The following is a 19,644-nucleotide window of genomic DNA, read 5'->3' as shown; positions in this document are numbered from 1 at the left end:
CACCGCCGGCGGCGGTCCACCGTCGGACGCAACCCGCCGACGGCCCCCGCTACTTGAGCAGGAAGTCGTACACCGCCTGCCGCCCGGCCGGGTCGGCCGCCCGGGTCTGCACCGAGTGCGCCGCACCCGGGACGATCACGACCTGCGGGTCGTGCGCCAGCTCCGCCTGCTGGTACAGCCACTCGTTCGGCGTGGACAGGTCCCGGTCGCCGCCGAGCAGCAGCACCGGCACGTTCGGCAGCCTGCGGTGCGCCGGCGGGATCGGCGGCACCTGCTCGCGCGGCCAGTCCAGGCAGACCAGCTGGCTGCCGAGCCCGGTCGCGGTCGCCGCGTCGTACGGCCAGGTCTGCTCGGCGGTCAGCCGCTGCCGGGTGCGCTCCAGCGCGGCCGCCCGGCCCGCGACCGGGGTGTCCGTGCTGCCCCACGGGAAGCGCGAGTCCGCGCAGACGGTGGCGGCGTGCAGGCCCTGGCTGAGCGCCTCGGCCGGGGCCGCGTCGTCCCGGTGGACGGTCTCGATGAAGGCCTGGAGCTTCTCCGGCTGGCCGGCGGCGGCCTCGTGCAGCGCCTCCGGGACCCCGCCGTAGTTCGGGTCGGTGAACTCGTAGCTGGTGAGGGCGTCCAGGACCTGCGCCCCGTTGCCGTACCGTCGGACGGTGGCGGCGAGGTCGGCGGCCGGGTCGGTGGTGCAGCCGGTGGCCTGGCAGGCGGCCCGCAGCACCCGGGCACTGGCCGGCAGGGCGGCCAGGTCGAGCGGGTCGTAGCCCTGCTGCGGCACCACCGAGTCGAGCACCAGCCGGGCCACGTGCGCCGGGTGGGCGAGCGCGTACCGCTCGGCGACGAGGGTGCCGTACGAGACGCCGTCGAGGGTCAGCCGCCGGTCGCCGAGGGCACCGCGCAGCCGGTCGATGTCGGCGACGGTGTCCGCGGTGCTGTAGAAACGGGCGTTGGGGCCCAGGGTGGCGGCGCAGTCGGCGATCGACTGCCTGCGCGGCACAGCGAGGTCGGAGGAACCCATGTCCTCCTGGAGGCCCGGGCACTGGAGCGCACGGGCGCCGGTGCCGCGCTGGTCGTACATCACCAGGCGGTAGTCCTTGAGGACGGGCGCCATCTTGCCGGCGATCCGCTTCATCAGCGGGACGCCGGGCTGGCCGGGGCCGCCGGTGAGGAACAGCAGGTCGCCCTTGGGGGCCTTGGTGTTCCCGGCGACGGCCACCGCGAGGTCGAGGGTGCCGGGGACGGCGCCGCTGTGGTCGAGCGGGACGGTGAGGGTCCCGCAGGTGAACTCGGGCGCGTCCGGGCAGGGCGCCTGCCCGGTGATCCCGCCGCCTGGCCTGGCCGTGGCGGGTGTGTCGGCCGTGGCGGCCGTGGCGGCCGCGGGAGTGGCCAGCGTGGTGCCGGCGACCACCGCGACGGCGCCCAGCAGGGCGGCGATGCGGCCGCGCGTGCTCGTCATGTGAGTCCTTCCGCTCGCACCGCGTCCGTACTGACGCGGGCACGGAAGTAGCCTGCGCCCGGGACGACGGCGAAGGCGAGCGGTTATCCGGGGATTCGACCAGGGGCGAATCCCCGACGGAGCCAGCGACGGTGACGGACCGTCACATCAATCGCGGAAACCGCGGCAGTCTCAGAGCAGCGCCCGCGGCAGCACCACCCGCACCCACTCCTCCGGCTGCGACAGGTGCGGGGCGTGCCCGGCGCCGCCGTACAGGTGGCGTTCCGCCTTGGGCAGGGTGAGGTCGATGAGGTCCAGCACCTCGCCGAACATCGGCGCGCTCTCGTCGCTCTGGGTGAGCAGCGCGGGCTCGCCGAAGCGGGCGAGCCCGATGAGGTCGAGGTCGAGCGCGTCCGGGTCGCGCAGCTCGTCCAGGTAGGTGGGCGCGTTGCGGATGTAGCTGTGCCGGACCGGCGCGGGCAGCTGCTCCCAGGCGCCGGGGCCGAAGGCGAGGCTGTCCACGTACAGTTCGGCGGCGGCCGCCGACTCGGCCTGTTCCAGCAGCTCCCGGACGGCGGCGATCCGGTCGGCGAAGCCGGTGCCGAGCGGTCGCAGGTCCGGGTCGGCGAGCAGGATGCCGGTGCCCGGCGGCTCGTGCACGGCGATCCCGCGCAGCAGGTCGGGCCGGGCGGCGGCGAGCCGGAGGACGACCAGGGCGCCGTAGGAGTCGCCGTAGGCGAAGGCGGGCGCGAGGCCCAGCTCGTGGATCAGCCCGGCCAGGTCGGCCGCGTCCTCGTGCACCGAACCCTGGGTGAGCGGGTCCTCGCTGCGGCTGTGCCCCCGGCGGTCGTAGGCGACCGCGGTGGTGGACTCCGCCAGGCCGGGCAGCACCCGCGCCCAGGAGTCCGCGTCGCTCCAGGAACCGTGCACCAGGACGACGCCGGGGCCCTCGCCACGGGCCTCGTAGTGCAGCGCCACCCCGTTCACCCTGATCTCGGCCATCACGAGTCTCCCGGTCTCGGCGGTGCTCCCCCACCAGACTGACACAACCACCCGAAAGGGTCAGGTCCGTCGGCGGCGGACCCCGTCAGCTCATCGCCCGCACCGGCGGCTCGTCCCGCGTCCCGTCCTCCGCGACCACCGTGAACCGCTCCGCGTCCGACACCGACAGGTCCACCGGATAGAGCGACGCGGTGTCGTTGACGTCCAGCACGGCGCTCTGCCGCCCGGTCGCCGCCTCCACCCTGGTCACCCGGCCCCGGGTCATCGCCCACACCGAGCCGCCGTCCACCACCAGGCCGGTCACCTGGTCGTCCAGCCCCGCCGTCCACCGCTTGCCGCCGTCCGTCAGCGAGTACGCCAGCAGCCGGCCGGTGGCGGTGCGGCTCGGGTGCTTGCCGCCGCTGATGCCGATGTCGCCGGGCTTCTCCCCCGGTACGACGAACAGGTCCCCGACCACCACCCCGCCGAACAGCGGCCGGGCGCTGAACTCGTCGAAGGCGTGCAGCCCGCCCAGCATCACGTCCAGGTCGTACTCGTCCCCGGCGACCGGTATCACCGCCCGCTGCCGGCCGGTCCGGTCGTAGCTGAGCACCGCGTGGGTGCCGCGCTCGGCCTGGGCGTCCACCCACACCGCGAGCGGGTCGACCGAGACCACCGCGAGGTTCTTCAGCCCGCCCGCCGCGGGCAGCGCGATCCGCTGCTGCTCCCGGCCGTCCGCCGGGGCCAGCGAGCGCAGCACGGGCGGCGCGGCGCCGCACTGCGCGACCGTGACGGCGTCCCCGGGCCCGCCCGCGACCTGCAGCGGGGTGCAGCCCGGGTCGGCCGTGCCGCGCCAGACATCCCGGCCGTCGGCCAGCCGTACGGCGCGCCAGCCGGCCTTCTCCTGGAGGAGGGCCTGCTGCCCGGCCACCGCGACCACGTCCGGAGTCGCGTCGTCCCCGTCCCGGGCGGGCGCGTCCACGGCGGCGGTCCAGCCCTCCCTGCCGTCGGAGAGGTCGAGCGCGGTGACGGCGGAGCACGGCTTGTCGTGCGGCGCGTGGCCGATCAGGCCGAGGGCGCCGCCGCGGCCCGTGCCGTCAGGCCCGGTCGTCCGGCTCATCGCGCACACCGTGTCCTCCCCGGGCGGGGCCCAGTGCCAGGCGACGGCCCCGGTCGTCCGGCGGTACGCCACCACCAGGTCCGGCCGGGCCCGGACCACCAGGTCCCCGCTGGTCCAGCTGCCCACCGCGCGGATCGTCGACGGCCGGTCCAGCGGCGCCTTCCAGGAGTCGTTGAGGCCGTCCCCGGCGAAGCCGACGAAGATCCCGAGCCCCAGTACCGCCCCGACGGCGGCCGACGGGAACCCGGCCCTCGGGTGGATCAGCGCCCAGACGAAGCCCGCACCGCAGGGCATCAGCCCCAGGATGCTGATGATCCCCATGTACGCGAGGCTGTCGCCGCCGAACCCGTTCGCCGGGCCGAACAGCACCGCCAGCCCCATGCTCGCGAACAGCGCCCCCAGCACCCCGCCGGAGACCACCATCCAGGTCTCCCGGTCCCAGGCGGACCACACTCCCCACTTCGCCCGGACGACACTGTCCTCGGGCCGAACGGCCATGCCGGTCTCTCCCCTGCGACGCGCCGCCCACCGCGTCGGGGCGACGATCATCGGATCGTCGCAGAGCGCGCCATGATCCGGAACAAAGAGCAGGGAAAACCCCGGCCATGACCCGCACATACCGGGCCCGGGGCGCCGGTGGCACCTGCTGTCCACGGCGCGCGCCGGGCGCGGAAATCGATTGCCCGCCCCTGGGCCGCTGACTAGCGTTGCCCGCCATGACCACGCCATCCACCACCCCCGACTGGCGCACCGCCAACCGCGCGAACTGGGACGAGCGCGTCCCCGTCCACGCCGCCGGCCCCTTCTACGACCTGCCCGGCTTCGTCGCGGGCCGTGACACCCTCCAGGACTACGAGCCCGCCGAGGTCGGCGACGTCACCGGCCGCGCCCTGCTCCACCTCCAGTGTCACCTCGGGCTCGACACCCTCTCCTGGGCCCGCCGCGGCGCCGTCGTCACCGGGCTCGACTTCTCCGCCCCGGCCGTCGCGGCCGCCACCGACCTCGCCGCCCGGATCGGCGCCGCCGACGCCCGCTTCGTCACCTCCGACGTCTACGCCGCCGCCGAGGCGCTCGACGGCCGGACGTACGACATCGTCTACACCGGCTTCGGCGCGCTCTGCTGGCTCCCCGACCTCACCCGCTGGGCCCGGACGGTCGCCTCGCTCATCACCCCCGGCGGCTTCCTCTACCTCGCCGAGTACCACCCGGTGGCCGACGTCCTCGCCGACGACGGGCGCGGCTTCGCGGAGGACTACTTCGAGCGCACCCCGATCGTCGTCGACTACCCCGGCACCTACGCCGACCCGGACGCCCGGCTCGACTCCACCGTCACCGTCCAGTGGCAGCACGGCCTCGGCGAGGTCGTCACCGCCCTGGCCGAAGCGGGCCTGCGCCTGGACTTCCTCCACGAGCACGCCCACGCCCACTTCCGCGTCCCCGCCGGCGCCCCCGCCCCGCAGACCTACTCCCTCCGCGCCACCCGGCCCCGATGACCCCGCCGGGGCGGCTCCGCCCCGGCTCCCAGCGCCTCCCCCTCCCCGCCCTCTCCACCCGCACCGCCCTCGCCGCCGTCGAGACCCCCGTCCCCTACGCCGACGCCCTCCCCGCGCGGTGCCGTCGGGCGCGATCCCGCCCGTGCTTGCGGCGGGCACATTTTGGCCCCTCAGCTCCAGCCCGTGTCCCCGCCCCTGCCCGCGGTCCGGTCCCCGCCAGGCACCCTGTCCCCGCCCGGCACCCAGTTGCCGTGCAGGCCCAGGGGCACCCGCACCGGCAGGTGGATGCGGGCCAGGGGCTCGCCGGTGAAGTCCTGGGCGGCGAGGACCACCAGGTCCGCCGCTCCCCGCTCCGGGTCGTGGACGTACGCCATCAGGTACCCGTCGTCCTCCGCCGTCGGCGACTCGGCGGCGACGAACACCGCCTCGCCCACCGCCCCGTCGCGCCCGAACTCGTGGGCCTCGACGGTCCCCCGGCTCAGGTCGTGCTTGAGCAGGGCGTTGCTGAAGCCCTCGTCCGGGCGGTCGTCCCCGGGGCCGGTCGGCGGCGCGTAGAGCTCGACGGCGGCCGCGTAGCCGTAGCGGTAGGGGCGGCCGGTGTGCCGCGGGTTGAGGCGCGGGAACTCCTGCACCCGGTCGTCCAGCCGCTCCTCCCGGACCGTCCCCGCCGCCAGGTCGACCGTCCAGCGGTCGAGCGTGGGCCGGCTCGCGCCGATGTTCCGCAGGTCCATGCCCGGCGGGTGCCGCACGACGTCGACCACCAGCTCGTCCGCCGTCCGCTCGTACGCGTTGAGGGTGTGCCCGACCAGGTGCGGCGCGAGCTCGAACCACCGCACCGCGCCGCCCTCTCGCGGCATCACCCCGACCCGGGCGGCGTGCCGCCCGTCCCAGGTGAAGGGCACCCCGGTGGCCAGGTGCGCCGGGCTGAACACCACCTGGGTGTCGTACAGCAGCACGAACCGCTCGGTGAGCGCGAAGTCGTGCATGTACGGGTTCCCGGGCACCTCGATCAGCGTGCTGCGCCGGACGGTGCCGGCCGCGTCCATCACGATGTGCTGCACCTGCTCGGAGCCGTACCGGAAGGCCAGCGAGTGCAGTTCCCCGGTGTGCGGGTCGACGACCGAGTGGGCGTTGGCGCTGTACCCCTCCGGCGTGGCGCCCAGCCCGCACGGCCCCACCGTGTCCAGCTCGTAGGTGAGTTCGTACGGGCGGATGCCGCCTTCGAGCAGCGCGTAGGTGCGCCCGGCGAGGCCCGCGACCTGCACGTTGGGGGAGATGTCCATCCGCTCGTCGACGGGCGTGCCGCGCCGGGGCTCACCGAGCCGGTCGGCGACCGCGCCGGAGCGGACCCAGCGGTTGCGGTACCACTCGGCGCGCCCGTCCCGGATCCGCACGCCGTGCACCATGCCCGCACCGAGGGTCCACAGGTGTGCGCCCGGGTCGTCGATGCCCAGCGGGTTGGGGCCGTTGCGCAGGTAGCGGCCGTCGAGGTGGGCGGGGATCCGGCCGGTGACGGGCAGGTCGTAGGCCGTGACCTCCTCGGTCACCGGGGCGAAGTTCCCGGAGACGTAGCGGCTGCGCCTCGTACCGTTGTTGCTGTTGCCGTTGCTGTTGCTGTTGCTGATCGCGCCGTTGCCGTTGCTCTTGCCGATCGTGCCGTTGCGGATCGGGTCGCCTGGGCTCATCGTCTCGGCCTCTCGTCAGGTGATGGGGTGTCCGGACTCGTTCACGAACCGGCGCCGAACGCCCGCCCCAGTGCGGCCATCAGCGCCTCGTAGCGCGCCCCGGCCTCGGCCGACGCGAAGTGGCCGGCGAGCTCCAGGCTCACCGCGCCGTGGGTGGCCGCCCAGAAGAGGTTGGAGACCTCCAGGGCGTCGCCGGGCCGGAAGACCCCGGCCGCCATGCAGGCCTCGACGGCGGCCACCGAGGCGCCGAACGCGCCGTCGGCCAGGGCCAACGCCTCGGCGCTGGGCCGGAATCCGGGCACCGGCTGCTCGAACATCACGCGGTAGTAGGCGGGTTCGGCGACCGCCCGCTCCCGGTAGGCGCGGCCGAGCTCGGTCAGGTACTCCAACGGGTCGCTCCCGCGCGGGACTTGCTCCTGCGCCCGGCGCAGTCGCGCGAAGCCCTCCCGGTACAGCGCGTCGAGCAGCCCCTCCTTCCCGCCGAACATCGTGTACAGCACCTTGGTCGAGGAGCCGATCTCGGCGGCGATCCGGCGCACGGTCAGCGCGGCGGGGCCTTCGGCGACGAGGAGGGAGATGGCGCGGTCGAGGATCACGGCGCGTACGGCATCCTGGCCGACCCGCTGCGCGTCCTGGTAGGGCGTGCTCATGGGTAACAACGTAACCGATCGGAAACAGTGTTACCAGCCTTTGCGGGCAAGGGATTTCACCACCCACCCGGCCCGACCGCCCGGCCGCCCCGACCGGCTGTCCGACCGCCCTGACTAGACTGGCGCGCTCCACAGCCGAGGGGAGTCAGCGATGAGTGGTGCCACCCGCTGCGACGAGGTCGCGGCCGAGGCGGGCCTGGGCGAACGGCGGCGGCTGTACCGGACGAGCCGCCGGATCGGCGACGGCGTGGGCAAGTGGGGCCTGGGACTGCCCGGCATCCTCGTCCTCGCCGCCTCCGGCTGGACCTGGTGGGGCGCCGTCCTCGCGGTCGCCGCCGTGGCAGCGGCCGCCGTGGCCTACCAGAAGGTCCCGCCGCGCTCCGGGCTGGTCGCCGTGGCGCGCTACCAGGGCGGCCTCGTCCTCCACCACGCCGGCGGCGACTTCCGCGCCCTGCCCTGGGACGCCATCGAGAGCTACGAGTACATACCCTCCCGGATGGAGTTCCGCGGCAACCTGAGCGTCGAGCACTTCGGCCGCGTCCTCATCCTGGCGCGCGGCCGCGAAACCCCCTTCGTGGTCTCGAAACTGGCGGGCCGCTACGAACCGGGGCTGGCCGAGGCCATCCGCGCGGGCCTGCTGCCGCGCTACACCGCGCCGCTGCACGAGCGGTTCGAGGAGGAGGGACACGTCCTGTTCGGGACGGTGCTCGCCGTGCTGCCCGCGGGGCTCCTCCTCGACCCCGACGACGACCACCCCACGGCCCCGCTGCCGTGGAGCGACCTCCAGGACATCAGCGCCGAGGACACGCGCGAGCTGCGGATCACGGAGCGCACCGGACCGGGCCGGGGCGGACGGGTCGTCACCCGCGTGCTCACCGACGCGGACGTCGTCGCGGCGTTCGTCCGGGAGACCCGGGCGAAGCTCCTGGCGGAGCAGCGCCCGGAGTGACCGCCCCTTGTGACCGGGCCGTGTTACCGGCCCTGACCGCACCCCGAGCCGCGGCCGGCCGACTCGACGGCCGTCCGCCAGGGCGCGCCAACCCCGCGCTACGGCCGGACAGTTGACATGCGTCGGGCGTCCGCCGGCGCACCGGCGGCACCGGGTCCGCACGTCGTGCTGCGCCGACCGGGTCAACCTCGGCGCCGGACTGTACGCGCACGCCCGGTCGGCTCGTTCTGCTGTACATGCCTCCCCTGATCCCGACGCCACCACCGCTGCCCGTCCGCGGCACCGCGCGGACCACCGCACGGAGGTCCCCGTGGCCGTGATCGGCCGTGCGGCGGCCACCGTGGTCGCGCTGGGCATCCTGCTGATCCCGACGGCCGTCACGGCGGGCACCGACCTGCCGCCCGAGCCCGGTGCGGGCTGGTGGGAGGTGTCGGCCAACGCCGCCAACGTCCGGGTCGACCACTTCGGCGAGGAGACCGTCATCGGACTCGCCCGTTCAGGTGACCGGGTCGAGGTCGTGGACACCTGGACCTCACCGCTCGGCGCCCGCTGGGCGAAGGTCATGGTGGAGCGCACCCGGGTCTCCGGCTGGGTCCTGTGGTCCCTGCTCGCGCACCGCGACCCCTCCTCGGAACCGTAGAATCCGCCTGTACACATCAGGAGGGAATTCGCGTGTTCCGAGCGCAGCGTCCGCGCACCGCAGAGCTGACCCCACGACGGGGCGAGGAGCCGGTCACCGGCGTCGCCCTGCTGCTGCCGGGCGGGTTCCTCCGCAGTCGGCGCGCACCGATGCGGGTCGCCGAGCTGGGCCTGCGGGACCTGGCCACCGAACTCACCGACCGCGGCCGGCCGCACGGCCTCGCGGTGCACCTGCTGCGCTACCGCCACGGCGGCTGGAACGACGCGGACGCCGACACCGCCGTCGACACCCGCTGGGCGCTCGACGAGCTGGCCCGGCTCTACCCGGGCGCACCCGTCGTGCTGATCGGCAACTCGCTGGGCGGGCGCGCCGCCTTCTGGTGCGCCGGGCACCCCTCGGTGGTCGGCGTGGCCGGGATCGCGCCGTGGCTGCCCAGCGGCGACCCGGTCGACCAGCTGGCCGGGCGGCGGGTGCTGATCGTCCACGGCACCGGGGACCACAGCTCGGCCAGTGCCACCCAGTCCCTGGAGTACGCGCTGCGCGCCCGGCGGGTCGTCCCGGACCTCGCGCGGTACGAGGCCCCGGGCGCCAACCACCTGCTGCTCCGCGAGTCCCGCGACATCAGCGCGCTGACCACCGCCTTCACCCTCGGCGTCCTGGGCGCCGAGCCCGCTCCGCTGGTGGCGGGGGCGGTCTGCACCCGGCTGCCGGCGCGGGTGTAGCCGGCGCTCCCCCAACCGCTGTCGCGTCCCGCCTCCCGTGTGGTCCGCGTCCGCACCCCGGGCCTCCCCTGCCGATCGGCAGGGGAGGCCCGGTCGCTTTCCCGCCGGATTCCTGCCGAACGGCACATGCGCGAAGGGGCTTCCGGCGATCACTCTTGGGGGCATCGCGACGGTGGCCACCCGGGCCACCGTGGAAGGGAGTCCTCACCGTGTTCCGTGCCCGCGCTCTCCGCCTTCGCACCGGTCGTGTGCAACTGAATGACCGTCAGCCGCGTGTTCTCCAGGGCGGATCGCTCCGCCCCACAGCCGTCCCACCCGCTTCGGAGGGCACATGGCCGTCAGCAAACCCGCCACCCTCGCGCGGGGCCTCGCCGCCCTGCTCCTCGCGGCGGCGTCCGCATCCACCGCACCCGCCTTCGCCGCCACGCCTGCTCCGGCCGCTCTCGGTCCGGCTGTCCTCGATCCGGCCGCCCTCGACGCCGCGATCGCCGCCCGGCCGGGCGACCCGGTGGCGGGCGCGGTCGCCCGGGTGACGGCCGACGGCCTGGTCTGGCGCGGCAGCGCCGACGATCCGGTGAGCGGGCGGCCGGTGGCGCCGGACGCGGCGTTCCGGATCGGCAGCATCAACAAGACCTTCGTCGCCGCGGTGCTGCTCCAACTCGCCGCCGAGCAGCGGATCTCCCTGGACGGCACCGTCCAGCAGTACCTGCCCGGCACGCTGCCCGCGAGCTTCACGCTGCCGATCACCGTCCGTCAACTCCTCGACCACACCAGCGGACTTCCGCAGGCCGTCGAGGGCCCGGAACTCGAGGGCACCGAGCTGGAGAAGCGCGACGGCCTGATCGCCAACCGCTTCGCGATCGAGACGCTCGACCTGGTCGTCCAGCGGACGCTTCGGCCCCACCCGGAGCGCGGCCTGCCCGAGGCCGGCCCGGCCTTCGATCCGGGCAGCGAGCAGGAGTACAACAACTTCAACTACCGGGTGGCGGGCCGGATCATCGAGCAGGTGACGGGGCACACGATCAGGGAGGAGGTGACGGCCCGCATCCTGAAGCCGCTCGGCCTGCGGCACACCGAGGTGACGGAGGGCAGGCCCGCGATGCCGGAGCCCCACCTGGCCGGCTACGTCCCCGACAGCGCCGACACCCCGACGGACGTCTCCGAACAGGGCGGCAACCCGGAGTCGATGGTGTCCACCCCGGCCGACCTGGACAGGTTCCTGCGCGCCCTGCTCGACGGCGAACTCCTGCCTCCGCAGCAGCTGCACGACCTGCTCACCCTGCCGCGCGACGCCTCCGGCCGGCTGGTGCCCGTACGCGGAGCGGGCGAGTGCCCGTTCGGTCCGGACAAGGGTCGGGCCTGCTACAGCGCCGGACTGATGGCCGTCCCGCTGCGGGACGGCACGGTGCTCTGGGGCAAGACCGGGCACGACCTCGGGTACTCCGACGGCTTCTTCACCACCTCGGACCTGCGCAGGCGGCTGGTCTACTCCGTCGGCGCCGGGAGCGGCACCCCGGCACCGGCGCTCCGCCTCGCCGCCACGACCTTCGGCCCCTTCGCCCCCTGAGCCCGACCGGACCGGACCGGACCGAACCGGACCGAACCGGCAAGCCACACCAGCGCCCTCCCCCCACCGTCGAAAGGAAGCAGATGATCAGCATCCCCGGCGGGCTCGCCCGCACCACCATCGACCGTGAGGGAGCCCCCGGCGCGGCCTGGATCGCCGAACTCCCCGGCCTCGCCGCCGAGCTGCTGGAACGCTGGGGCTGCGTGCCGGACGGCGCCGCCACCCACGGCGGGGTCGGCCTAATCCTCCCGGTCCGGCAGGCGGCCGAGCGCGTGGCCGTACTGAAGGTCTCGTTCCCCCACCCCGGCAACGTGCACGAGCCGGACGCCTTCGCGGTGTGGGCGGGCCGGGGCGCCGTCCGGCTCTACGAACGGGACGACGAGCGCTTCGCGATGCTGCTCGAACGGGCGAGCCCGACCACGCTCGCGGAGGCCCGGGACACCGACGAGGTGCCGACGGTCGCCGGGCGGCTCAGCCGGCGGCTCGCCGTCCCGGCGCCCCCGGGCCTGCCCCGGCTGAGCGAGCAGGCCGCGGAATGGGAGGCCGCCCTGCGCGCCGACGCGGCCTCCCTCTCCCACCCCCTGCCGGCCCGCACGGTCGGCGCCGCCCTCGCCACCGTCCGCGAACTCGCCCGCACCCAGCCGGACGTGCTCGTCCACGGGGACCTCCACCCCCGCAACATCCTGCGGGCGGAGCGCGAACCCTGGCTGGCCGTGGACCCCAAGGGGTACGTGGGAGACCGCGCCTACGACGGCGGCACCCTGCTCAAGGTCCATGCCCTGACGCTGCTCGACGCGCAGGACCGGCAGCGCGCACTCCTCCGCGCGCTCGACGTCTTCGCCGAGGCCGCCGAGCTGGACCGCGAACGCCTCCGCCGCTGGACCCAACTCCACGCCGTCCAGGCCGCCTTCCACGGTCGGCGGCACGGCTTCCGGCTCGCCCGAGAAGGCCCCGGGCTCGACCGGCTCACCCGGTACGCGGACGAGCTCGCCGAAGCACTCACCCCCGCCTGACCGGCGCCCACCACCACCGGCGACCACCCGACGACCGCCTACGGGCACCCAAGGAGGCCCGCGACCACCGACCGTCACCGAGAAGCGCCCGGCCCAGGAATCACGTTGGCGGTCGGCGGCCCGCACTGCCTATGGTCGGGGGATGACCACTCGAACCTTCCGCATCATGGTGCGCGGCGTCTTCGACGGCCTCACCGCCGACCAGCGTGCCGAACTGCTCGCCGCCGCCCCCGAGCACGACGTACTGCGCGCCGCCTTCACCCGCGAGGGCCACCTCAGCTACGACCTCTCCGCCCGGGCCGCCTTCACCTTCCGCTTCCTCGACGAGGGCGAGGCCGAGGAGGACATCCTGGAGGCCACCGAGCGGGCCGAGCAGTCGGCGCGGGACTGGCTCACCGAACGCGGCTACGGCTACAAGAACCTCCGCTCCCAGGCCGAGGACCTCTCCCAGGCCCCGCTCGGCAAGCGTCAGCGCCGCGCCGCCAACACCGCGCACTGACCCACCCCTCCCCCTCCGCCACCTCCTTGACGGCTCGCCCTAGCGCTATACTTGAGCAGTCAAGGAGGTGGCAATGACAGAGCGTCCAGACCATCAGCGTTCAGACCAGCAGCAGCCCGACCAGGTGGACCGGGCCGCGACCGCACCGGTCGCAACGGGCCCGAACCCCGACCCCCTGGACACCGCCCTGCGGCTGGTCCGCGCCCAGACGGCCGTGGTCAAGCGCTTCGACGCGGGCCTCAGCCGCCTGCACGGCGTCAGCCTGGCCGACTTCACCATGCTGCTCCACCTCTCCCAGGCCCCCGGCGGCCGGATGCGCCGGGTCGACCTCGCCGAGGCCCTCGGGCTCACCGCCTCCGGCGTGACCCGCGGCCTCGCACCGCTGGAGCGGATCGGCCTGGTCGCCCGCGAGGCCGCCGCCCGCGACGCCCGGGTCACCTACGCCGCCCTCACCCCGACCGGCCGCGAGCGGCTCGCCGAGATGCTGTACACCGCCCGCAAGGTCGCCGCCGAGCACTTCGCGGCGGAGCAGTGGAGCGCCGAGGACCTCGGCCGGCTGTCCGCCCTGCTCACCCGCCTCGGCGGCACCGCCCCCGGCCGGCACCTCGGCTGATCCGCCCGCCTCACCGCCCCCGCGCACGCCCTTCCGCACCCCGCCACACCTTCCCCCCGAGCCCACGTCCTAGGCTGGCCCCGCACCACGGGCACCCCCGTGTCGTCCGGCACCACTGGCACCACCCGCACCACCCCCACCCCCGCGAAGGGCCGCACCATGACCGACACCCCCGACACCGGGCCCGGCCCGGAGCGCGCCCTCGCGGACGCCCAACGCGCGCACTGGCAGCAGACCTACACCGCCAACCCGGGGATGTACGGCGAGCGGCCCTCCGCCCCCGCCGAGTACGCCGCCGGAGTGTTCGCCGCCGCCGGGGCCCGGGAGGTGCTGGAACTCGGCGCCGGTCACGGACGCGACGCGCTGCACTTCGCCCGGGCGGGTTTCCGCGTGCTGGCCGCCGACTTCAGCCCGACCGGCCTGGAGCAGCTGCGCGCCACCGCGGCGGACCAGGGCCTGGCCGACCGGCTCTCGGTCCTCACCCACGACGTCCGCGACCCGCTGCCCCTCCCCGACGCCTCCGTCGACGCGGTCTTCGCCCACATGCTGCTCTGTATGGCACTCTCCACCGGGGAGATCGAGGCGCTCGTCGCCGAGGTCCGCCGGGTCCTGCGCCCGGGCGGCACCCTCGTCCACACCGTCCGCCACACCGGCGACGCCCACTACGGCGCCGGCACCGGCCACGGGGACGACATCTGGGAGCACGGCGGCTTCGCCGTCCACTTCTTCCCCCGCGAACTGGTGGACAGGCTCGCCGAACGCTGGCACCTGACCGACGTCCACCCCTTCGAGGAGGGCGAACTGCCCCGCCGCCTCTGGCGCATCACCCAGGAGAAGCCCCGATGACCGCCCCCGACGCCACCGCAGGGACCCCCGAAACCGCCACCCCCGACGCCCCGAACGCCCCCGACCTCACCATCGACGGCACCGGCCTGCTCTGCGTCCAGCTCCTGCTCCGGCTGCGCGCCCGGATCGCGCACCTCCCCGCCGGCGCGGCGGTCCACATCCACACCACCGACCCCGCCGCCCCGCTCGACCTCCCCGCCTGGTGCCACCTGACCGGCCACGAGTACCTCGGCCAGGTCCCGTACGAGGCCACCGACCGCGAGGTCTACGCGCTGCGCCTCACCTCCGCCCCGGTCCAGACGCGCCCCGACCGCCCCTGGCACCCGGCCCCCGTCACCGACTGACCGGCTGACCGACCCGCCCCGCAGGGCGCACCCGGAGCGGGCCACGGCTGCCGCACGCTCCAGGAAGCCTGGCAACGGACCCGAGGACGGCTCGCGGCCGGAGCCCCCGCAGCGACCGGTGTGCCACCATGATGAGGTACGAACGATCCAGCGCCACAGGGAGGTTGACCGCCGTGGACCCGATCATCAGCTGCCGCTGGCAGGACCCGAGCGGCGAGTGGGCCCTGACCGTCGGCCACAACGGCGACGCCTGGGAACTGCTCGCCTCGGCCCCCTCCTCGTCGGAGTCGATCCCCTTCGCGAACCCGGACGAGGTCCGCCGGCTCGCCCAGGCCCTGCTGGACCTGCCCGCCGAACCCGAGCCGTACGAGTTCGAGTGGCAGCTCTCCCGCAGCGGGCCGGCCCCCGCCCCGGGCGGGCCGCAGCCCCACTTCGCGACCTTCGCCGTCGGCCTCGACCCCACCGACGACCACCGCCCGTACCTCGCCTACCAGTCCTACTACGACCTGGGCCGGGCCACCGGACTCGGCCTGGAGGTGATCTGCGAGGACCCGCCGGTCGACCACCTCCGCGCCCAGGCCCACGCCTTCCTCACCACCTTCTCCGGCCCCACCCGCCGGTAGCCGTACAGACCCACCACCCCACGGCCCCACGGCCCCACCACCTCGCCACCTCGCCGCCGAGCAGCCCCGACTCACGCCACCGCGCGCACCGCCCAGTCCACCTCGGCCGCCCAACTCTCCGGCGCGGCCCAACCGTTGACCACCGCCAGCAGCTCCAGGTACCGCTCCCGCCGCGGATCGGCCATCGCCCCCAGCCGCTCCGCCAACCGGTCGCGCACCGCCCCGGCTTCCCCCGGCACCGCCCCCGCGCAGCACCGCCCGTACCGCTCCACCAGCACCGCGACGACCGCCGCCGCCTCCGCCGACCCGGGCTCCACCCCGGCCGCGACCGCCGGCCCGGCCAACTCCCGCACCGCCACTGCCAGTCCGGGCCTCGGCAGCCCCGTGCCGGCCGCCTCCGCGGCCTCCGCCTCGGCGAGCCCGCGCAGCAGTGCCCGGAACCCGGCGTCCCCCGCCAGCTGCGCCAACTCCACCCAGGCCTCGACCTGTTCGACCGACGGCTCCTCCGGCAGCTCCGGCGTCAACGAGCGCGCCACCGCGGCGAACCGCCCGCCGTCCCCGATCCCGCCGTCTTCGATCCCGCCGAACACCCCCGTCAGGAACTCCCCGATCAGGCGTCCCCGTTCATCCTCCGTGAGCCGGGCCAACCGGTGCACGAGCGTCAACTCCTCAGGTGTGGAACCGAGCCGGGCCACCGCCCCGAGCACCGCCCGCCGCAGCCGCAGCACCCGGATCTGGAGGTCGATCGCCTCCGCCTGCGCGGCGGCGACGTCGGCCGGCGTCAGTTCACGCTCCACCACCCGTCGGATCGCGGGTAGTCCGAGCCCGAGTTCCCGCAGGGTGTGGATTAGGTCCTCTCTTTCGGACCACGTCGGATCAGCGCGCGGCGTCGGAGTGCGTGCATCGCAAGGCGGAGGAGGGAGTCCATGCGGAGCATCGGCGACCGACGACAACGCGGCGAGGTGCGTGCTCCGGCGTCGCGCACCCGGCGTGGTCCGAAAGAGAGGGCCTGCTTCGAGGCGTGCGACGGCCTCGGGGCCGTACCGCCGGTGGCCGGCCGGGTTGCGGTCGGCCGGCGACACGATCCCCTGGTCCGAGTAGAAGCGGACGGTCTTGACCGTCAGCCCCGTGCGCCGGGCCAGCTCACCGATCGTCCAGAGCGCGTCGCCGTTCATGGCCACCACCCTGCTACCTCCCCCTACGGGAGATGCAAGCCGCCCACGGCCGCGGCCGCCCCCGCCTCACCCACGGGGCCCGCGCCGACGCCCCTCCTCCCGCCCGGAGCGCCGCGGTGTCCGCCAGGCGGCGAACAGGATGCCCGCCGCGCCGATGACCGCCTGGAGCGCCCCCGTACCGGCCAGCAGGCAGATCAGGGTGCACACCGCCAGGATCGACATCAGGGCGATCAGATCGAGCGCGCGGCCGTCCGTCCCGGCACCACCGTCACCCCGCGAACCGGCAGGCTCCCCCGTCGAACGTCGAATCTCCGATGACACTGCCGCCTCCCACGGCCGGGGAGGGCAGCGCCGAGGATCCGACTCCACACAACGAAACAGCCGCATCGCGCCGCATGTCTTGTGGGGTTGCTTCCCCGGCTTCCGCCGCTCGACGCGACGAAGCCTGCCCCCCAAAGATCATGCAGCCGAGCGGCTACACAGCAGCCATGGAAGCCGACATCCGACGCCGCGTCAACCCCGCCCGGACAGGCGGCGGTTCACCCGCCGGAGCCGACCGGCCGGCCTCCCCACCGAAGCGACGACCCCGGCCGAAGCGACGACCCCGGCCGAAGCGACGACCCCGACCGGGGAAGCGACCCCGACCGGGGAGGCGGCATCGGTACCCCGCCGTCAGGCGGTACGCCGCAGCAGCGCCAGGTACATCGCGTCCGTCCCGTGCAGGTGCGGCCACAGCTGCACGTCCGGGCCGTCGCCGAGCGCCGGGACGCCGGGCAGCAGCGGGCGCGCGTCGATCCACTCGACCCGGCCGCCCTCGGCCCGCAGCACGTCGTCCACGACCGCCCGGGTCTCCGCGAGGTGCGGCGAGCAGGTCGCGTAGCCGACCACGCCGCCGACCCGGGTGGCCTCGATGGCCGAACGCAGCAGGTCCCGCTGGAGCGGGCCGAAGGCGGCGATGTCCGCCGGCCGGCGCCGCCAGCGCGCCTCCGGGCGGCGGCGCAGCGCGCCGAGGCCGGAGCACGGCACGTCGACCAGCACCCGGTCGAAGCCTTCGGACCGCCAGGCCGGGCGCGTCCCGTCGGCCGCGATCACGGTGTACGGGCCGGGGTTGCCCGCCAGCGCCCGTGCCACCAGCCGGGCCCGGTGCGGCTGCTTCTCGCTCGCGACCAGCGCCGCGCCCCGCTCGGCGGCCAGCGCGCCGAGCAGCGCGGCCTTGCCGCCGGGGCCCGCGCAGCCGTCCAGCCAGAGCCGGTCCGGCCCGTCCAGCGGCGCCGCGGCCAGTGCCAGCGCGACCAGCTGGCTGCCCTCGTCCTGCACGCCCGCCCGGTTCTCCTGGACCGCCGCGACCGCGCCCGGGTCGCCGCCCTCGGCGAGCCGCAGGGCGAACGGGGACCAGCGGCCCGGTTCGGCCTCGGGCAGGGCGTCAGCCAGCTCGTCGACGGTGGCCCGGCCGGGGCGGGCGACCAGGGTGACCTCGGGCCGCTCGTTGTCGGCCCGCAGCAGCTCCTCCATCGCGGCGCGCCCGGAGGCGTCCGGCTGCCAGCGGCCGAGCGAGTCCCAGAGCGCGGAGACCACCCAGCGCGGGTGCGAGTGCACGACCGCCAGGTGGTCCTCGGCGTCCTTGTCGTACGGCGGGGCGACCTTCTCGATCCAGGCGTCCAGGTCGTGGGCGCTGATCCGGCGCAGCACGGCGTTGACGAACTTGGCCTTGCCGTCGCCGAGCACCACCCGGGCCAGCTCGACGGTCGCCGAGACGGCCGCGTGGCTGGGGATGCGGGTGGTGAGCAGCTGGTGGGCGCCGAGCGAGAGCACGTCCAGCACCGGCGGGTCGACCTTGCCGAGCGGCCGGTCGATGCAGGCGGCGATGACCGCGTCGTAGGTGCCCTGCAGGCGCAGGGTGCCGTAGACCAGTTCGGTGGCGAGGGCGGCGTCGCGCCGGTCCATGCCCTTCTGCTCGGCCTCGCGGAGCAGCGAGGGCAGGATCAGGTTGGCGTACGCGTCGCGCTCGTCGACGGCACGAAGCGCGCGGAACGCGACGATCCGGGCCGGGTCCTTCTTCGGGCGGCGGTGCGGGCGGGGGGCGCGCTTGGCGCTGGGGGTGGTCACAGGTACCTCAAGGTGCTGCGGTGGTTATCAACGAACGGTGGTTAGCAACGAACTCGGACGACAACGCAATCGGACGACAACGAAGTCGAGCGAACACGGACGATCTCAAACGAACAGTAGCGCCAAACCGGAGCGTCAGCCCCCGAAGCGCTCCCCCGCCTCCAGGCGCGCGCCCCGGGCCCAGTCGGCGGCCCGCATCTCCTTCTTCCCCTGCGGACGCACCTCCCCGAGCTCGATGTCGTGGCTGCCGGTCCCGACCCGGACACTGTTCTTGCCCGCCATCGCGACCTCGCCCGGCGCCAGCTCGGTGGAGTCCGGCAGCAGCCTGACCGGCCCGGTGACCTTCAGCCGCTCACCCCGGAACTCCGTCCAGGCCCCCGGCGCCGGCGCGCAGCCGCGCACCACCCGGTCGATCCGCAGCGCGGGGTGGCTCCAGTCGATCCGCGCGTCCTCGACGCTGATCTTCGGCGCGAGCGTGACGCCCTCGGCCGGCTGCGGCACGGCGTGCAGGGAGCCGTCCTCGATGCCGTCCATGGTGGCCGCGAGTAGCCGCGCACCGGAGAGGGAGAGCCGGGTGAGCAGCTCGCCGCTGGTGTCGGTCGGGCGGATCTCCTCGGTGATCACGCCGTAGACCGGGCCGGAGTCCAGGCCCTGCTCGATCAGGAAGGTGGACGCGCCGGTGACCTCGTCGCCGGCCAGCACCGCGTGCTGGACCGGGGCAGCGCCACGCCAGGCGGGCAGCAGCGAGAAGTGCAGGTTGACCCAGCCGTGCTTGGGGATCTCCAGGGTGCCGGGGCGCAGCAGCGCGCCGTAGGCGACCACCGGGCAGCAGTCGGGGGCGAGTTCGGTGAGCCGGGCGACGAAGTCCGGGTCGCTGGGCTTCGCCGGCTTGAGGACCTCGATCCCGGCCTCCTCGGCGCGCTGGGCGACGGGGCTGGCGACCAGCTTGCGCCCGCGCCCGGCCGGGGCGTCGGGGCGGGTGACCACGGCGACGACCTCGTGCCGGTCCGAGGCGAGCAGGGCGTCCAGGGCGGGAACGGCGACCTCGGGGGTGCCGGCGAAGACGAGACGCATCAAGTGCCTTTCTGTAAACGGAAGTTCAAGAAACCAACGAAGACCGACAACGACCGGGGAAGACCACCGGGGCCACCAGGACCGCCGGCAGCGACGGAACCGAAGGAACCGG

Annotated in this window: 20 protein-coding genes and 1 pseudogene; 11 read left to right on the top strand and 10 right to left on the bottom strand. The window is 74.9% G+C overall.

The genetic code is table 11. The annotated features are described in order from the left end of the window. Positions 1 to 49: 49 nt before the first annotated feature. The 3 genes from AMK13_RS14030 to AMK13_RS14020 all read right to left on the bottom strand — a co-directional run bounded on the left by AMK13_RS14030 (position 50) and on the right by AMK13_RS14020 (position 4,031). Positions 50 to 1,453, bottom strand: a complete 1,404-nt coding sequence (locus AMK13_RS14030; protein ID WP_107418734.1) for an alpha/beta hydrolase — start codon at positions 1,451 to 1,453, stop codon at positions 50 to 52. A 171-nt stretch (positions 1,454 to 1,624) separates the two neighbouring features. Further along, a complete protein-coding gene (locus AMK13_RS14025) occupies positions 1,625 to 2,434 on the bottom strand; it encodes an alpha/beta fold hydrolase (protein WP_049654204.1) in 810 nt (269 codons plus the stop codon). Positions 2,435 to 2,519: 85 nt separating this feature from the next. Continuing rightward, positions 2,520 to 4,031, bottom strand: a complete 1,512-nt coding sequence (locus AMK13_RS14020; protein WP_158077699.1) for an outer membrane protein assembly factor BamB family protein — start codon at positions 4,029 to 4,031, stop codon at positions 2,520 to 2,522. 218 nt (positions 4,032 to 4,249) lie between these two features. On the opposite strand from AMK13_RS14020, the gene AMK13_RS14015 reads away from it, so the two are divergent. Further along, positions 4,250 to 5,026, top strand: a complete 777-nt coding sequence (locus AMK13_RS14015; RefSeq protein ID WP_074002621.1) for a class I SAM-dependent methyltransferase — start codon at positions 4,250 to 4,252, stop codon at positions 5,024 to 5,026. A gap of 170 nt (positions 5,027 to 5,196) precedes the next feature. Here AMK13_RS14015 and AMK13_RS14010 read toward each other — a convergent pair whose 3' ends face one another. Then, entirely contained in the window at positions 5,197 to 6,711 is a 1,515-nt protein-coding gene (locus tag AMK13_RS14010) for a carotenoid oxygenase family protein (protein ID WP_079272100.1), read from the bottom strand. A gap of 41 nt (positions 6,712 to 6,752) precedes the next feature. Next, the gene (locus tag AMK13_RS14005) at positions 6,753 to 7,361 is read right to left on the bottom strand and encodes a TetR/AcrR family transcriptional regulator (RefSeq protein ID WP_074002408.1); all 609 of its coding nucleotides are present in this window, start codon (positions 7,359 to 7,361) and stop codon (positions 6,753 to 6,755) included. Positions 7,362 to 7,512: 151 nt separating this feature from the next. Here AMK13_RS14005 and AMK13_RS14000 point away from each other — a divergent pair, with 151 nt between their 5' ends. The 10 genes from AMK13_RS14000 (at position 7,513) to AMK13_RS13955 (ending at position 15,177) form a co-directional block, all read left to right on the top strand. Then, the gene (locus tag AMK13_RS14000) at positions 7,513 to 8,310 is read left to right on the top strand and encodes a hypothetical protein (RefSeq protein WP_074002407.1); all 798 of its coding nucleotides are present in this window, start codon (positions 7,513 to 7,515) and stop codon (positions 8,308 to 8,310) included. Positions 8,311 to 8,620: 310 nt separating this feature from the next. Continuing rightward, on the top strand, positions 8,621 to 8,950 hold the full coding sequence (locus AMK13_RS13995) for a hypothetical protein (protein WP_074002406.1): 330 nt from the start codon (positions 8,621 to 8,623) through the stop codon (positions 8,948 to 8,950). Between the two features lie 32 nt (positions 8,951 to 8,982). Next, on the top strand, positions 8,983 to 9,672 hold the full coding sequence (locus tag AMK13_RS13990; RefSeq protein ID WP_049654234.1) for an alpha/beta hydrolase: 690 nt from the start codon (positions 8,983 to 8,985) through the stop codon (positions 9,670 to 9,672). Between the two features lie 331 nt (positions 9,673 to 10,003). Then, positions 10,004 to 11,239, top strand: a complete 1,236-nt coding sequence (locus AMK13_RS13985; protein ID WP_074002405.1) for a serine hydrolase domain-containing protein — start codon at positions 10,004 to 10,006, stop codon at positions 11,237 to 11,239. Between the two features lie 83 nt (positions 11,240 to 11,322). Next, positions 11,323 to 12,252: an aminoglycoside phosphotransferase family protein gene (locus AMK13_RS13980; RefSeq protein ID WP_074002404.1), complete on the top strand. Its 930-nt coding sequence runs from the start codon at positions 11,323 to 11,325 to the stop codon at positions 12,250 to 12,252. Positions 12,253 to 12,394: 142 nt separating this feature from the next. Continuing rightward, the gene (locus AMK13_RS13975) at positions 12,395 to 12,751 is read left to right on the top strand and encodes a DUF6204 family protein (protein WP_074002403.1); all 357 of its coding nucleotides are present in this window, start codon (positions 12,395 to 12,397) and stop codon (positions 12,749 to 12,751) included. Between the two features lie 73 nt (positions 12,752 to 12,824). Continuing rightward, positions 12,825 to 13,364, top strand: a complete 540-nt coding sequence (locus tag AMK13_RS13970; RefSeq protein ID WP_079272099.1) for a MarR family winged helix-turn-helix transcriptional regulator — start codon at positions 12,825 to 12,827, stop codon at positions 13,362 to 13,364. Positions 13,365 to 13,523: 159 nt separating this feature from the next. Further along, positions 13,524 to 14,210, top strand: a complete 687-nt coding sequence (locus AMK13_RS13965) for a class I SAM-dependent methyltransferase (RefSeq protein WP_074002619.1) — start codon at positions 13,524 to 13,526, stop codon at positions 14,208 to 14,210. Next, positions 14,207 to 14,554, top strand: a complete 348-nt coding sequence (locus AMK13_RS13960) for a sulfurtransferase TusA family protein (RefSeq protein WP_074002401.1) — start codon at positions 14,207 to 14,209, stop codon at positions 14,552 to 14,554. Before AMK13_RS13965 ends, AMK13_RS13960 begins: the two co-directional genes overlap by 4 nt. 173 nt (positions 14,555 to 14,727) lie before the next feature. Beyond that, entirely contained in the window at positions 14,728 to 15,177 is a 450-nt protein-coding gene (locus tag AMK13_RS13955; protein WP_049654244.1) for a hypothetical protein, read from the top strand. 71 nt (positions 15,178 to 15,248) lie between these two features. Here the strand turns inward: AMK13_RS13955 and AMK13_RS44055 are convergent, their stop codons facing one another. The 5 genes and pseudogenes from AMK13_RS44055 to fmt form a co-directional block, all read right to left on the bottom strand. Further along, the gene (locus AMK13_RS44055; RefSeq protein WP_198959356.1) at positions 15,249 to 15,977 is read right to left on the bottom strand and encodes a MerR family transcriptional regulator; all 729 of its coding nucleotides are present in this window, start codon (positions 15,975 to 15,977) and stop codon (positions 15,249 to 15,251) included. 216 nt (positions 15,978 to 16,193) lie between these two features. After that, positions 16,194 to 16,352: pseudogene (locus AMK13_RS41820) on the bottom strand (MerR family DNA-binding transcriptional regulator); the annotation flags it as partial. Positions 16,353 to 16,418: 66 nt separating this feature from the next. Next, positions 16,419 to 16,574 (bottom strand): hypothetical protein, encoded by a 156-nt coding sequence (locus AMK13_RS43465; RefSeq protein WP_158077698.1) that lies wholly within the window; start codon positions 16,572 to 16,574, stop codon positions 16,419 to 16,421. A gap of 450 nt (positions 16,575 to 17,024) precedes the next feature. Next, positions 17,025 to 18,458, bottom strand: coding sequence for an RsmB/NOP family class I SAM-dependent RNA methyltransferase (locus tag AMK13_RS13940; RefSeq protein ID WP_074002398.1), 1,434 nt, complete (start codon positions 18,456 to 18,458; stop codon positions 17,025 to 17,027). A gap of 135 nt (positions 18,459 to 18,593) precedes the next feature. Next, positions 18,594 to 19,532, bottom strand: a complete 939-nt coding sequence (gene fmt, locus AMK13_RS13935) for a methionyl-tRNA formyltransferase (protein ID WP_074002397.1) — start codon at positions 19,530 to 19,532, stop codon at positions 18,594 to 18,596. Positions 19,533 to 19,644 lie beyond the last annotated feature (112 nt).

This window comes from Streptomyces sp. CB02056, assembly GCF_001905545.1.
In the GTDB taxonomy this organism is placed as follows: Bacteria; Actinomycetota; Actinomycetes; order Streptomycetales; family Streptomycetaceae; genus Kitasatospora.
The sequence above is the reverse complement of the archived record's forward strand: the minus strand, read 5'-3'. Positions and strand labels throughout refer to the sequence as shown.